A 14,753-nucleotide genomic window follows, 5' to 3' on the forward strand; every position below is an offset into this window, starting at 1 on the left:
CGCTGACTTTACAGCAAAGTCTTCGGAAGGTGAAGACTCCGGCGTTAGATTTTGCGAGCTGCACGCTGCGATCATGGCCACGGAAAACAGAGTGGCGCTGATGCGAGTGAATTTATTTGGGTTCAGTACGGGGTGTTTCATGTCTCTGTCCTGTTCTGTTGTTGCCTTGTGATTGTCATTACAACAACGAAATCAGGCGCGACGATGGGGGCTCCCAGGGCAATGCGCTGACGAATCATGGCCAAATGTGGCGGAGGCCCTGATCAGGCGAGAAGGCGCTTAGCCTCCGCCTGTGCGCACAGCGGTATGAGCCAATTGAGCAATTGCAGCCGCAACCAGTGCGGGTCTTCCACCGGCAGATCGTGCCCGGCTGTAGGATGCGTGACGCAACGGGTTTGCCAGGCCTGCGCCATGGCGATAGAGCATTCCGGGTCCACCAGTTTGTCGCCAAGACTGCACAAAATCAGGCAGGGCCGGTTCGGCGCGAAATCAAACGGGCAACTAAAGCGCGCCGCCGCCGCCAGCTGACGCAGAGCATTAACCGTGCGCACCGGGCGCTCACGGCTCCAACCGGTCCAGAGACGCAGGCGCTCACGGGTGCGCAATAAAGGAGACAGCGTGAGCTGCATAATAAGCTTTTCCCGACGGGCGGTGGTGACGCCGACGCCTTTCAGCACCTTGGGCCATACACGCAGCCGCAGGCGACTCCAGGGCGCGCCATAGGGACGCATGCTGGCGTTGATCAGCGCCAGTCCCGCGACTTCTTCAGGATGATCATAGGTCCATTGCGTGGCTAACATGCCCCCCATGGATAAACCCACCAGCACCAGTGGGCGCTGCGTTTGCCAGTTTTCTCGCAGCCCGGAGATCATACTGGCGATAGTGGCGGGGGTGGTTTCCTGGTTGCGAACGCCGTTGCCTGGGATATCCAGGGTGCGCACGCGAACGTCCAGACCCTTTGCGTCCAGGGCCTCCTGCAACAGGGCGTCGAAGCCTTCCCAGTGGCGCCCGTCCCGCATCCATCCCCGCAGCAGGATCAAATCATATTGATCCCGCGCTGGAAACTCATGGGCCTGGTTCATAATCAGGACTCATACCACAGGGATAACGCCGCCAGTTCATAGTGCTTGCGCTGGCGTTTGTCCGGCAGCCAGTTGCCGTAAGAACGCACGGCGTTTTTCAGAAAGTCGATGAAGATAAGGTGGCGACGCAGTACGCGGCGCAATCGATGGGGAAGCACGGGATGGAAGAAGCCCAGTAACTGGATAAGCTGGCGCGGATTCTTTTTGATCCAGAGCCAGGAGCCCATTTCCATAGTGATAGGCAGGAACAGGCGGTTGGCGGCTTTCGCCTCCATGTACAAGTAGTCCCATAAATCGCCATGGGAGGTGTAGACCCGGGACTGCGGTTCGAAGGTGTAGACATGGTTGGGATAGGTTTCGAACAGCAGGTTACGCAGCGCGAAGATCTCCGGCAGGTGATAAATCGGCTCTTTACTGTAGGCGTAAGGAAACCAGATCTGATCGTTGAAACCGAAGCCGGAGTGACAGTCCAGCGCCATGCTGAACGGCGCCGGAAACAGGCGTTCCCGAATAAAGTCACAGAGAGCCACCGCCTCTTTTTGCATCGGCTGTCCCTTCTGGCCGCGATACCAGGGAATGCGCGTGGTCAGGCGGTGGCCGCCCAGCAGGGGCGGGACGCGGGCTTCGGCGTCCACCGGGGCGTTACGCATCAAATCTATGCCATTGCCGTTGGCGCGGGTCTTGCGCATCATGCCGGCAGGGTTAAGGGCGGGAAGAAAATAAAGTTGCAGGTGGTTCAGCTCTTCCTTCAGTCCCTCATCCCAGATCAGCTGCTTCAACAGGGATTCCATGAAGGCCAGGATAACCTGCGTGCCTATTTTTTCCAGACCGTGCACGCCGCCAGTGAGAGCCAGCGCGGGCTTGTCGGGGCCAGCGGAGCCGACTTTGATCAGGTACAGCGGCAGTCGGTAGCCGCGAAATTCAACGGTATCCAGAATTTCGTGCTGGACATTGCCGCCGCCGAGTTCAATTAACTGCTGGATTTTATTCAGTTCATTAACCGGAAAATGAATTTTCGGATACATAAAGCTGAGGGGTCCCATTCAGTCAGACGTCCGCCGAGCGTCGCAACGCCGTCGTCAGGTGGAAAGCGGCGTCGCATCCTTTCAATAAAGGGTAGAGCCTATGCTGTAATCATGAAAGTACTGTGACGTAATCGTCCGATAGAATGAAAATTGCGTTAAACCTTAGCCGCCGATCTGTAACTATGCTTATAATTCGGTAGTAAGTGTGTATGAGGTGTATAGAATGTTTCGTCGGACGTTATTGATTTTAGCGCTCAGCTTCGCCTGTCAGGCTAACGCGGACTCCCTGGCGCCGGAGCATGAAATGCGCAGATTGTTATTTGTCGCCGAAGAGAGCATCGAAGCGGAAAGGTTCGCCCAGGCGCAGGAGGCGCTGGATAAAGTTGCCGAGCTCAACATTACGCCAACGGTCCAATACTATTTCTACCGGGGACGGGTGGCGATGAAATCGGGCGAGTACGAGAAAGCGCGGGAAGCCTTTGTTCGTTACGTCAATCTCGCTGGCAGTGAAGGCGAGTACTACGAGGAGAGCCTGCGCTCCATTACGCGTCTGGATGACCAGCTCAAGCCGCCCAAGCAAACGGCGGAGTCCACCTCCATCGATTGGAGCAAAGTGGTGGAGAACGGCAGCGGCGAATACCTGCAGAAGCTGCGAGGACTATACCTGGCGGGATCGGATCAGAGCGCGTTGGTGCAACACATCAACAGCCTGTTGGCCGCCAATGTCTACATCCCCTCCCGCATACGCAAGCTGAATGAAGAAGAAGGCATCGTTTACCGCGTCAGCGTTAACTCACGGAACGAAATCGTCCTGCAGGAAACCAATTACCTGAGCGCGAACGTCAGCCACAATGTCTCCCGCTTTAAGGTGTTTGGCGTCGATCCCTATGTGCGCACCGGCTGCGATTTGAATCAGCGCGCCTGTTGGCTGTGGAATCCTGAAAATCAGGATGAAAAATGGCTGATGATCACGGAAAACAAAAGTGCGGTGGATGAGTTGAGCCGCGCTATGACGGAACTGATAAAACTGCTGCAAAGCTGATAATGGCGCGGTGCGGGGTTAACAGACGCCGCGCCGCATTTCTAACGGACTGGGTTGTTGGCTTTGATGGGCTGAACTGGCGTTGATTGGGCGACCATCGGCGCGCGCGACCACTTCACTTCTTCACTACAGGTTTCAGAATACGCGCATACCGAAGAGACGGCGCTGACCGGCGTCGCTTTTTCCAGGTTCGCCTGAGGCAGGCTGAAATCGTATCTCTTTTCCTTGGTCGGCGGCGTTCCTTGCAATTTGGACACGATGGCGCTCGTCAGTATGAAGCACAGACCGATCAGGGCCGCTTTGCAAAATGAAAATCGAATCATAAAAAGGGCTTTCTGGCGCTGACACTTTATGTATCTAAGCGCTGTTAACAGGAGAGTTACCTCAAGTATCTCCTAAAACGCCCAATGCGAAAGCGGGCTTCTGTGAAACACTGTCAAATGTACGCTGACGTCACTCCGCGTCAGGCAACTCGATCACGAATTCCGTCCCTTCACCCAGTGCGCTGTTTACTTGGATCGCGCCGCCGTGGCGGTCGATAACCAGTTTAACGAAGCGTAAGCCCAGGCCGCTGCCTTGTACGCCCTGCTGCTCTGAGGCATGGGTGCGGCGAAAACGTTCGAACAGGTAGGGGATTTCTGAGGCGGCGATGCCCGGTCCCTGATCGCGTAAGTGAATCAAGGTGCCGGCGTCGGCTTTTTCCAGCTTCAACTCGATGCTGTGATTCTGCGGTGTGAATTTGACTGCGTTATGTAAGAGGTTGACCAAGGCTCGCTCCAACAGGTCCGCATTGGCTTTGATGGGCAATGAATCCTCTTCGCAGTACACCTGCACCGCAATGCCCCGGGTGAGGGCGCTGGGGGAGATGGAGTCCACCGCGTTATCCACGATATCCAACAGCTCGCAGTCGTAAAAGTGAATGTGGTCCGCCGCTTCCACCCGCGCCAGTTGCAGGAAGGCTTCCGCCATGCCCAGGCTCTTTTGCGTCAGTTCTCGGGCGGCGTCGATCTTGGACGCCAGTTTGGCGTCGGGCAGCGCCGCGCTGAGGGTGTCCAGCAATGCTAACTGCGAGGCCAGCGGCGCGCGCAGGTCGTGAGAAATGAAGTGAATGGTCTCCAGACGTTTTTGCTGGGCTTCGTGTATCGGTGTGATATCGGAGAAGTTGACGATAATGCCGTTGGCGTTCAAATGGGTGAAGCGCATGGGCGCCAGGGAGATCAGGACCGCGGTGTTGCGGGTGTGTAATTCCATGGACTGCGCTTCGCCCGCCACCAGCACTTTGCGCACTACGGAATCCCACAACGCCGGCGTGAACTTATTGGCGATAGGCATGCATTCGGCGATATAGGCGTTGGCGGTCGCGTTAGCGCTTAGCCAGCGGCTGGCGTGTTCGTTCAGATACAGAATACGGCCGACCTCATCGCCCACCAGCACGCCGTCGGGCATGTTGGCGATGGTTTCGGATACAAACTTGCGCATGTCGCGGATAGCGGCGATAGCGAAGCGCACCTGGGAGATACGGCGGTCAATAAGTTCGCTGGAAGGCTGACGGAGAGTGGTTTTCTGCATCAGCCGGGGATACAGGCGCTGCAGGTAGTCGGCGGTCTGCTGGAGCTGGTCAGGATGATCTTCGAAGCGCATGTATAACGCCATTTTGCCGACCGCGTCGGATACAGGCAGAAGGATCTCCATCATGCCCGCATCGGCGTTCAAATCGATACGCTTCTGTCCTCCTGGGGCGATTTCACGAAACTCCCACAGTGCAGGTTTAAGCAGGCGGGTGACTTGTTGCGCCCACTGTTGGGGTGAGTCATAGATGCCGCCCTGTTGCAGGCGCGGCTCCTCCTCCAGTCGCTTCAACTCCTGATTCAGAAACTGGTTGAGGCGACTCAGGCGTCGCCAGCTCCAGAAAGGGTAGGCGAATATCAGGGAGAGCACGACCGCCGCCGGCGGATACCATTGGTGGTCCACCCTCAGCAGCAAATAACTGAACACCAGCACTGACAGCGCCAGGGCGAGGGTCAATGGCAGATTTTTCTCCGGCGACACCCGCGGATACACCAGAGCGGCGATCAGCACCAGACTGAGTGACAGCAGGTATTGCCAGGTGGGAGAAATCAGGCGATGCATATTTTTGCGCACCAATCCCTCGAAGACGTTGGCGTGCACTTCCACCCCCGCCATGCTGGTGGAGGCGCCGGATACCGGCGTCGGCAGGAAGTCTCCCAGACCGGCGGCGGTGGCGCCGACAAATACGACCCGGTTCTGGAAATAGTCAGGAGGAAGCTCGCCATGCATAACCTCGCTGTAAGACAGCGTGGGGAAGCTGCCCGGCGGCCCGATGAAGGGGATCAGGCGATACTGCTCGCGGACATTGAAGGCGCCGCCGTTATCCAGTTCCTCTTTCTTCTGGTGTTCGTCGGGATACAGGTTCTGATATACCGAGAGCGCCAGGCTTGGCCAATGACTGTCTCCCAGGCCCTGATACAGATATAACCCCCGCGCGATGCCGTCAGCGTCCAGTTCCATCTGGGCGTGTCCCAGGCCTTCTGCGGTGTCGATGAACTGCGCGATGGGCAGAATCTCGGTGAGGTGGCCGGTATTGCCGACATGATCGATATGCAGAGGCAGAAACACCTTGCCGGATTCCGCCATGGCTTGAGCGAAGTCCTTATCAGCCTCGGGAGAACTGCGTTCTGACAGCAGCAGGTCGAAGGCCACGGCGCGGGCGCCGGAATTGCGCAGGCGTTTGATCAGGGCGGCGTGGCGATCCCGCGACCAAGGCCAGCGGCCGTATTCCAACAGGCTCTTCTCATCGATGGCGACGATGACGCTGGTCGTGCTGGTGCTGACTGGGCGCACCTTGAGGCAGAAATCATAAAACAGGTAATCCAGTCGCTGCATCCAGCCGCTGGATATCAACAGGAAGCAGAGTCCCACCAGAATGGCGGCGAATAGATAGCGCTCGGTGACGGGGAAGCCGCGGCTATGGCGGACTTGGGAAGCGTTGTCCCGCTGGGGCGGCGGGTTGGGCTGCGCATCAGGTTTGCCTGGGATCATCCCATAAAGGCCCTTTTTGTTGTGAGCGAAACAGTGTTGTTAGTGAAATACTGCTGTGAGTGAACTAGCCCTGACGTTGCTTGCGCCCGATACGCCTTATGGGAATAACGGGTCTGGCGGAGTCTACGGCTCTATTCTGACCGCCTGGATCGCGCCGAAGTTCGACGAATAGAGCGGCCCTGCAACCGGTCTGATACGAATCCAATATGTCTTTTCCGGAGTCAAACGGAGATTGGCGGAGGTTTTCTCCACCTGTTGCTCTTCAATAACCCGGCTGAAAAATTCGTCTTCCGCCAACTGAAGTATATACCGGTCTGCATTGGCCACGCTTTTCCAGAACACTTTCGCTTTTTCGTCAAAATAATTCACTGCAATGACGTGGGTGTCGTCAAGCTTTCCCAGAATGGTGAATCTCCGCGGCTCGCTATAGGAAAAATCGTCGCCGCCAGCCAGTGTGGCGATACGCCAGAAATATTCGCCTGCATTCAGGTCGCGTTCGGCTTGGGCGCTGGAAATGGAAGAGAAGGGGGTGCGGGTGTAGAGGGCGGAGAACTGGGGATCGGCGGAGATTTCAAGGCTGGACATCTGGGTTGGCGTGTCCAGTCGCCAGCGGAAGACGGGGCGGGGCTCTCGCAGCAACGCCCCCGTCAGCGGGGTAATCAGCTGCGCCGGCTCCGCCTTTTGCTCCACCCTGAAGCGCACTTCCGTATCCACGCCCTCCAATCCTCCCGGGTCCACCGCCCGTAGCAGTAAACGGTAGTCGCCGTTACCCAGGTCAGGCAACTCAACCAGGGGGGCGTCAATCTGCTGGGAAAAAACCGGCAGCTCCTTCCCATCGCCTTTAAATACTTCGATTACGTATGCCGTCGCATTGGTCACCGGGGCCCAGCTCAAGGTCACCGGAGCGGCGTTGTACACTGCCGAGGCGGAGACTTCCGGCGCCTCCGGCAATTGAATTTCGGAAAATACGGAACCGGAGCCAACCGTGGCGCCCTGGCCTTTATAGAGTTTGCGAGAGGCGGTGGCGTTGGAGACTTCCACTACACCCTCAGTAACTTCCGCTACGGTGACGTCGGCGGTCGCCCGCAGACGGAAAGCCGTACCGCGCACCGCCGCCACGGCGGAGGGTGTGGAGACTTCGTAACGTGAAGCGGGGCCTCTGCGCGGCGTCACCTTCTGCTGCATTTTGCCGCGCAGCAGACGCAACCGCGTATCCACCATGCCGGTATCGCCATAGTGGGTCAGAGTATTGAAGATCACGATGGATTGACGGGAAACCGTCAATTCGCTGCCATCTGCGAATCCAACCAGCGCGGAGCCCTCATCGGTTTTGATCTCATCGCCGATTTCGAGTTTGGCTTCCTGCGTCGCCAGTACGTAATGAGAGGTATGTGCTTTACGCAGCCACACTTTGCCGCGCAGATTGAGGAAAGAGGCGGATTGTGGATAGTGGCGCAGCCAGGCGACAGGAATTCTTAACTGCGTGCCAGGCGTCAGCGACCAGGCGTCGTTGAGGCTGTTATAGCGCATGAGCGCGTCCCAGCCGCGATTGGGCGCCAGGAAGCGCTCACCGATGCTTTGCAGGCTGTCGTTGGGCCGGGTGGTGTAGGTCCACTCCATCTTGTCGGGTTCTTGGGCGAACCCGGCGCAGGAGAACCAACACAGGAACCAGAACCACAACAGGTGGCGTTTGCTCTGTTTCAATTAGACTCCCAATATTCACAGTGTCGTCAATCGTTGGCCGCAATACCCGGACAATGGCGGCCTATTCCACTTCTTCCAGCCGATAACCGTGCTGGTAGATGGTCTTAATGCGAAATCCGTTTTCCGGTTTGATTCCCAGTTTTCGCCGCAGACGGCTCATGTGAGTGTCCACGGTGCGGGTATTGATGTCGCTGCTGACGCCCCAGACCCGTTCCAGCAGGTACTTGCGCGACAGCAGGCGGCCTTTGTTTTCGAACAGAAACGTCGTCAGGTCGAAGTCTTTGTCCGTCAACGTCAGCGGCTCGCCGTTCAGTTGAATGGTCCGTTTCTTGTGGTTGATGCTGAAAGCGCCATAGCTGGCTTCTTCGGCATCCGTCTCCTCCGTGCGGTTTCTCCGACTCAGCGCTTTTAGCCGGGCGATGAGTTCGCCGGGCCGCGCCGGCTTCACCATGTAATCGTCGGCGCCGGCCTCCAGCGCCTCAATAATGTCTTCTTCCGCTTCGCGCTGAGTCAGGAACAGCACCGGTATCGGCCATTCCTGCTGCTGCCGCACCTTGCGGAGGATATCGATGCCGTCCATATCCGGCAGTTGCCAGTCCATGATGAGCAAATCGAAGCTGTCATGGGTGACGGCGAATAAAAAATCTTTCCCCGTATTGTAGTGGCGGCATTGAAAATCTGAGTTCCGCAGATTTAGCAATAGCTGGTCCGCCAGATTCTGGTCGTCTTCTAGAAGTCCGATTTTCATAGTCTGCGTTCGTCTAACTGTTTGATGTATATCTAAGTTTGGCAGTAAACCGCCAATCTCGCTAACTTTTGCCGAAAAATGTGCGGACGGGGTTGAACCGCACCTGATTCAGCGACTTTTTCGACAGACAGCAAACCTTGCGAAAAGCCGGACTAGGGCAAGGTCTACTTCAACTTAAATGATTTTTGTGAGCAATTTAAAAATGTAACAACAAGCTACTTTTTGCATCGCACAGGCCTTTCAACGCATTCTGGCGGCTCAAATTTCACTTCGATAATGCGTGTTCGCAAACATCTGTTGGACTTAGCCATGGTCCTGGCGGCGGGGTTGGTTATATGATGGCGCTGCGGCTCTCCCGAAACTCCCGCCAAGGCGTGGGCCAATCAACGGGATGAGCGCAGCGCTCCGCGCCGGAGCGGTGTCAGGCGTTCAAGCAGGAAATGGAACCGTCCAAATGCGAGGGGCTGTGGTCGCAGGGATCGGAAGTCAGGATCTTATGCGGGTAAGCGAAGCGTGCAGTGCTCCCTTCGCGACGCCCTGATAAAGGGATGGACGGCGAATATAAGGAAATAGCGGCGATCGCAATGATCGCTGTGGAGAAGGAAAATGAAATTAATAAGGACTTTTAAGCGAGAAACAGGATGTAAACTTCATTTAGGTGTGGCCCTTTTTGCGCTGTTGACGGCCTTTGCTCTTCCAACTCTGGCGGAGATCAATTTTTACCCGCCTGTAAATCTATCCTACTCAGAAGGTCTGAGTTTTAACCCCAGTCTGGTGACTCAAGGCGATAATCTCTTTGTGACCTGGGACGATAACAGTTCCGGTGTAAAGGAAGTGATGTTCGCGCGCTCTCGTGATAAAGGCGAAAACTACACGCAGGCGAAGCAGCTGTCGTCGCCCTCAGGGCAGTCCAGCGCGCCGGATGTGGCGGTGGACTCCCGTGGTCGCGTGCATGTGGTGTGGCAGGATACCTTGTACGGCGCCTCTACGATCCTTTACGTGCGTTCGGAAGACGGCGGCAAGACCTTTACTCCGGCTGTCAGCCTGTCTGGGGATGACAGCGCGTCCGTGCGGGCGGATATTCTGGTGGACTCGGCGAACGTGATCTACGTGGCCTGGACCGACACCGGTACGGAAGAAGTGATAGTGACCCAGAGCGTGGACGGCGGCGACAGCTTTCAACAGGTCGCCAAAATCAAAGCCAACTTTGTCTCCAGCGTGCGCATGGCGGCGGGCGGAGATCGACGTATTCACGTGGCCTGGACCAATGCGCAGAATGTCTATCACATGTATTCCAGGAACGGCGGGCGCAGTTTTTCTCAGCCGGTGAGCATTTCCGCTAGCAGTGCGGTGTCGTCTTCTGTATCGCTGGCGGCGGACGCGGGCAGCAATGTCTACATCGGCTGGAGCGAGCAGATCAACGATGAGGCGGAGATCTATGTGGCGCGCTCCGAAGACGGCGGACAGCACTTTGCGCCGCCCGGCAACATCAGCCGCAACCCGGGGGCCTCGATCGGTCCGGACTTGACCACAGATGCGGAGGGCGTGCTGTATGTCGTTTGGCAGGATACGACGCCTGGCAATTACGAAGCGATGTTCGCGTATTCCTCCGACAGAGCGCTGACCTTCTCGTCGGCTGCCAACATCTCTCCCAGCGAACTGGGGTCTCTGGTGACCAAGGTGGCGGTCAATGAGTCCGGCGGCATATTCGTCGCCTGGGACGATAATCGCAGTGGCAATTTTGAGATTATCGTGGCGCGAGGGATGCAGGGCTTGGCGGCGATCAAGAACGCCACCGCCAAGCCCTCTCCCTTCAGTCCGAACGGGGACGGAGCCAACGATACGTTGAGGGTGCGCGCTGATTTCACCGCCCCGCTGCAATGGGAAGCCTCCGTTCTCACGTCTGAGAATGAACCTGTGAACGTGTTTCGCGGTAATGGGGAACTTTTCGATTTAACTTGGGATGGGCTCGACCATAATGGCGCAGTAACCCCGGACGGCTCCTATCGTTTCCTGATTACAGGCGTGGACGTGGATGGCGTGGCGGCGGCGCCGGCGGAAGTGTATTTCAGCGTGAATACCGTATCGGATTCGGAACCCCCGCAGCTGTTGAGCTACGAGTCCAACTATGCGGAGTTTGGCCCGGACGGCGACGGACGACGCGATAGCGTCGCGCTAAAAGCGAGCTTCAATAAAAGTCTCGATTGGACGCTCAGTTATCAAAACCGGGATGGCGTGGAGCTGTTCAGTCAACAAGGCAGCGGCGTTTCCTTGGACAAGCAGTGGGATGGCCGTGATTTCAGTGGAGTCACCGTTGCGGATGACCGTTATGTGATTGCGCTGTCGGCCACAGACACCCAGGGAATCAGTGTGGGCGGCGAATTGCGGGTGATTGTGGACACGGTGGCCCCGCAATGGGCCAATATCAGTGTGACGCCGGAGGTGATCACTCCCAACGGCGATCAATCCAATGATAAGGCGCGGCTGGAGTTCGACCTCAATGAAGGCGCTTTGACGACGGTGTACGTCTATGAGGCGCGGGGTGGTTCTCTGGTGCGGGAGTTGTATCGGGAGCCGTTGATTGGCGAGCGTCATGTCGTGATCGACTGGGACGGACGCTCCGGCACTGGGAGCGTCGTGGCGCCGGGAAAGTATATCTTTAAGGTATGGATGCGGGATTACGCGGCCAATCGCGCGGAGCCCTATCCGGTCGTGGCGGGGGTCACAGTGAGATAAGCGCTGGCCGCTCCGCTCGTCGAATGCGGCGGAGTGGTTTATAGTGTAGTCATTATCTACGCCGCGACGAGGCCCGTCGCGGCGGCTTGCTGTCTAATCCTATCTGCTGAATAAAATATGAAAATCCAAATCTCTGTTGAGAATAAGTTAAAAGAGGCTTTCACTCCGACGCACCTGGAGGTGATCAATGAAAGCCATATGCACAGCGTCCCCCCCAATTCTGAAACCCACTTCAAAGTGGTGTTGGTGACGCCGCAGTTTACGGACATGCGTTCCGTGCAACGGCACCAGAAGGTGTATGCGGTGCTGGGAGAGTTGATGCAACAGGGCATTCACGCGCTGGCGCTGCACACTTTCACCCCACAGGAATGGCTGGAAAAAGGCCAGGCCCCGGACTCGCCCAACTGCATGGGCGGCAGCAAAAAAGCTAAAACGGAGTAGGGCGGTCAATGAGCCAGTTTTTCCAGATTCACCAAGATAACCCTCAGTCCCGTCTGGTTCGTCAGGCGGTGGAAATCATCCACAACGGCGGCGTTATCGTTTACCCCACGGATTCAGGCTATGCGCTGGGGTGCGCTATCGGCGATAAAAGCGCCGCCGACCGCATCAAGAGCATTCGCCGCCTGGATGATAAGCATAACTTTACCCTGGTGTGCCGGGATTTGAGCGATATATCCACTTACGCCAAGGTGGATAACAGTACGTATCGCCTACTGAAAAATCACACTCCCGGCGCCTATACCTTCATTTTGCCGGCGACCTCGGAAGTGCCGCGCAGGTTGCTGCATCCGAAGCGGCGGCAGATCGGCATCAGGGTGCCTGATAACCGCATTGCGCAGGCGCTGCTTGAGGAGCTGGGCGAGCCGCTGATGAGTTCTACGCTGATTATGCCTGGCGAAGAAATGCCGATGACCGATCCTTATGAGATTCGCCAGATGCTGGAGCACGCGGTGGATTTGATCATCGACGGCGGTTTCTGCGGTATGGAGCCCACTTCGGTGGTCGACCTGACCGACGATGCGCCGGTAATCCTAAGGGAAGGCGCGGGCGATATCTCCGGCTTCTGAATGAGTGCGCCGCCGGATTCCCGGCGGCGTTTCGCATCAACTGATCGAGATAGAGAAGGCGGCGCCGGAGTTTGCGGTCATTTCCGCCGCGGCGGACCCCATCTTGTGAAAACGCTGCACGATGTCCTGCAGGGAATTGTTCTGCGGATTGGAGGAAAGCAGCGAACTGAACAGCGAATTGTCGCCGCCGTAGGCATTTTGCAGGCGCATGACATTCTGAACGTAATCCAGTGCGGGCTTCTGATTGCTCAGACGCACGAACGTTTGCTTGATATCCGGGTTGCGGTTGATATCCGCTTCTATCTTCTGCTTGGCTTCGGTCGGAATGGCGCCTGAAATTTCCAGCGCGCCGGTCTCGTTGCGGCCTAGGCGAACCTGTCCGCGCACGCTGGTGACGCCATACTCGGCAAGCTTTTGCCTGAGCGTCTGTTGTACAAAGGCAGTATCTTGCCCGACGCCTTGTTGAAACTCTTTGATCATGACTCGGGGGCGGGAGCTTTGTTCCTGCTGCTGGCCCGACAGGGTGACGGTTCCTGGTTCGGGAAGATTGTCCATGGCCGCGTCGGCCTTTGTCTGCTGGGCGGCGGTGGGCTGTTTCAGGCCTTCGTACGCCTGATTTCCGTATTCAAATAAAGTGCGAATTAAACCCATGACGGCTACCTTGTTATCTCTGAGTGCGTTGTTTCCGACATTGGAAAGCACGTATTCCTGACATATTCAGAACTTATTCAAATGCTGTGCCAGCATTGCTCCGGGAATCCAACATGACGAACGGAGCGCTATTGGCTAACATGGGCGCCTGATTGACGACTCAGAGTAGTTAAATGGCTGACACCTTTTATTGGTACGATTTCGAGACCTGGGGCGCAGATCCCCGCAGAGACAGACCTTCTCAGTTTGCGGGCGTGCGCACGGACTTGGATCTCAACCCCATCGAAGAGCCGCTGGTGATGTATTGCAAGCCGGCGGAAGACGTATTGCCGCAACCGGAAGCCTGCCTGATTACCGGCATCACGCCGCAGAAGGCGCTGTCGGAGGGCGTGAGCGAGGCGGAGTTTATCCGTCTGATCCACGAGCAGTTTTCGCGCCCTGGAACCTGTGTGGTTGGCTACAACAGCATCCGCTTCGACGATGAAGTCACCCGCAATACGCTATATCGCAACTTCTACGATCCATATAGCCGGGAGTGGCGAAACGGCAATTCCCGTTGGGACGTTATCGACATGGTGCGGCTTACCTACGCCATGCGGCCCGAGGGCATAAACTGGCCCATGAACGCGGAAGGCGTCCCCAGTTTTCGCCTGGAAGAACTCACCAAGGCCAATGGCGTGACGCATGAAGCGGCGCATGACGCCATGTCTGACGTATACGCCACCATTGCCGTGGCGCGTCTGATCAAAACGGCGCAACCCAAGCTATATGACTACGTGCTTGGCCATCGCAATAAGAAAGTTCTGGAAGGGCTAGTGGATATCGAACGCATGAAACCCCTGTTTCATGTGTCCTCCAAATTCCCGGCGGCAATGGGCTGTTGCGCCATGGTGGCGCCCATCGCGCGTCATCCAACTAATCCTAACGGTGTGATCGTCTATGATCTGCGCGCTGATCCTTCCACCTGGACGCACCTGCCGGTAGAGAAGATTCGAGAGCGTATCTTCACCTCAAATGAAGACCTCCCTGAAGGCGCGGAACGCATCCCGCTGAAAGTCGTGCATCTGAATAAATGTCCGATTCTGGTGGAGAGTAAAATTCTCAAAACCATGGACCCGGAAAGATTGCGCGGTTTCCAGCTGGATGGCGACAAGTTGAGATCGCACCTGCAGGCGTTGCGTCAGGTAGCGAATATTCAGCAACGGGTGGCGGAAGTGTTCAACGAGCCCATGGACGACAGCGAGACCGATCCGGACCTGATGCTCTACAGCGGCGGCTTTTTCAGCAACAACGACCGGGAGCTGATGACTTTTATTCACGAGCAGTCACCGGAAGTGCTGGGGGAGCTGGAGCTGCCCTTTGAAGATCCACGGCTGCAGGAGATGCTCTTCCGTTATCGGGCGAGAAACTTTCCTGGCACGTTGAATGAAGAAGAAATGGAGAAGTGGGAGCGGTATCGTTATCACCGTTTGGCGGGGGAATCCAGCGGAGCCTCAATCGGCTTTCAGGCGTATTTCAAAAAGTTGGAGCAGCTCGCCGCTAACCCGGATATCACGCCGTTTCACTTATCCATTCTTCAGGATCTGCACTTATACGGCGAGTCCATTATTCCCATGGACTTCTGATCTCTGACGGCGC

12 protein-coding genes are annotated in these 14,753 nt (G+C 56.8%); 5 read left to right on the forward strand and 7 right to left on the reverse strand.

Annotation, left to right across the window (positions count from 1 at the left end):
* Positions 1 to 263: 263 nt before the first annotated feature.
* On the reverse strand, positions 264 to 1,082 hold the full coding sequence (locus ACQYWX_RS07735; RefSeq protein ID WP_431688403.1) for an alpha/beta fold hydrolase: 819 nt from the start codon (positions 1,080 to 1,082) through the stop codon (positions 264 to 266).
* 2 nt (positions 1,083 to 1,084) lie between these two features.
* Positions 1,085 to 2,107 carry a M14 family zinc carboxypeptidase gene (locus ACQYWX_RS07740; protein WP_279503373.1) on the reverse strand — a complete coding sequence of 341 codons (1,023 nt, stop codon included), beginning with the start codon at positions 2,105 to 2,107 and terminating at the stop codon, positions 1,085 to 1,087.
* Between the two features lie 223 nt (positions 2,108 to 2,330).
* Here ACQYWX_RS07740 and ACQYWX_RS07745 point away from each other — a divergent pair, with 223 nt between their 5' ends.
* Positions 2,331 to 3,149: a tetratricopeptide repeat protein gene (locus ACQYWX_RS07745; RefSeq protein WP_216734826.1), complete on the forward strand. Its 819-nt coding sequence runs from the start codon at positions 2,331 to 2,333 to the stop codon at positions 3,147 to 3,149.
* 41 nt (positions 3,150 to 3,190) lie between these two features.
* Here the strand turns inward: ACQYWX_RS07745 and ACQYWX_RS07750 are convergent, their stop codons facing one another.
* From ACQYWX_RS07750 to ACQYWX_RS07765, 4 genes are all read right to left on the reverse strand, one after another.
* Positions 3,191 to 3,472 (reverse strand): hypothetical protein, encoded by a 282-nt coding sequence (locus tag ACQYWX_RS07750; protein WP_431688404.1) that lies wholly within the window; start codon positions 3,470 to 3,472, stop codon positions 3,191 to 3,193.
* A gap of 130 nt (positions 3,473 to 3,602) precedes the next feature.
* On the reverse strand, positions 3,603 to 6,209 hold the full coding sequence (locus ACQYWX_RS07755; RefSeq protein ID WP_431688405.1) for a CHASE2 domain-containing protein: 2,607 nt from the start codon (positions 6,207 to 6,209) through the stop codon (positions 3,603 to 3,605).
* Between the two features lie 123 nt (positions 6,210 to 6,332).
* Positions 6,333 to 7,913: a FecR domain-containing protein gene (locus ACQYWX_RS07760; RefSeq protein ID WP_431688406.1), complete on the reverse strand. Its 1,581-nt coding sequence runs from the start codon at positions 7,911 to 7,913 to the stop codon at positions 6,333 to 6,335.
* Positions 7,914 to 7,974: 61 nt separating this feature from the next.
* Entirely contained in the window at positions 7,975 to 8,661 is a 687-nt protein-coding gene (locus ACQYWX_RS07765) for a response regulator transcription factor (protein WP_279503379.1), read from the reverse strand.
* Positions 8,662 to 9,459: 798 nt separating this feature from the next.
* On the opposite strand from ACQYWX_RS07765, the gene ACQYWX_RS07770 reads away from it, so the two are divergent.
* From ACQYWX_RS07770 to ACQYWX_RS07780, 3 genes are all read left to right on the forward strand, one after another.
* Positions 9,460 to 11,397 carry a hypothetical protein gene (locus tag ACQYWX_RS07770; RefSeq protein ID WP_431688407.1) on the forward strand — a complete coding sequence of 646 codons (1,938 nt, stop codon included), beginning with the start codon at positions 9,460 to 9,462 and terminating at the stop codon, positions 11,395 to 11,397.
* Between the two features lie 117 nt (positions 11,398 to 11,514).
* Entirely contained in the window at positions 11,515 to 11,838 is a 324-nt protein-coding gene (locus ACQYWX_RS07775; RefSeq protein WP_011398756.1) for a BolA family protein, read from the forward strand.
* Between the two features lie 8 nt (positions 11,839 to 11,846).
* Entirely contained in the window at positions 11,847 to 12,464 is a 618-nt protein-coding gene (locus ACQYWX_RS07780) for an L-threonylcarbamoyladenylate synthase (RefSeq protein ID WP_279503385.1), read from the forward strand.
* A 36-nt stretch (positions 12,465 to 12,500) separates the two neighbouring features.
* Here the strand turns inward: ACQYWX_RS07780 and ACQYWX_RS07785 are convergent, their stop codons facing one another.
* Positions 12,501 to 13,115 carry a hypothetical protein gene (locus ACQYWX_RS07785; protein ID WP_216737305.1) on the reverse strand — a complete coding sequence of 205 codons (615 nt, stop codon included), beginning with the start codon at positions 13,113 to 13,115 and terminating at the stop codon, positions 12,501 to 12,503.
* A 173-nt stretch (positions 13,116 to 13,288) separates the two neighbouring features.
* Here ACQYWX_RS07785 and sbcB point away from each other — a divergent pair, with 173 nt between their 5' ends.
* Positions 13,289 to 14,740, forward strand: coding sequence for an exodeoxyribonuclease I (sbcB, locus tag ACQYWX_RS07790; protein ID WP_279503386.1), 1,452 nt, complete (start codon positions 13,289 to 13,291; stop codon positions 14,738 to 14,740).
* The last annotated feature ends 13 nt before the right edge of the window (positions 14,741 to 14,753 follow it).

The sequence above is a fragment of the Hahella sp. NBU794 genome (genome assembly GCF_050749805.1).
Taxonomy (GTDB): Bacteria; Pseudomonadota; Gammaproteobacteria; order Pseudomonadales; family Oleiphilaceae; genus Hahella.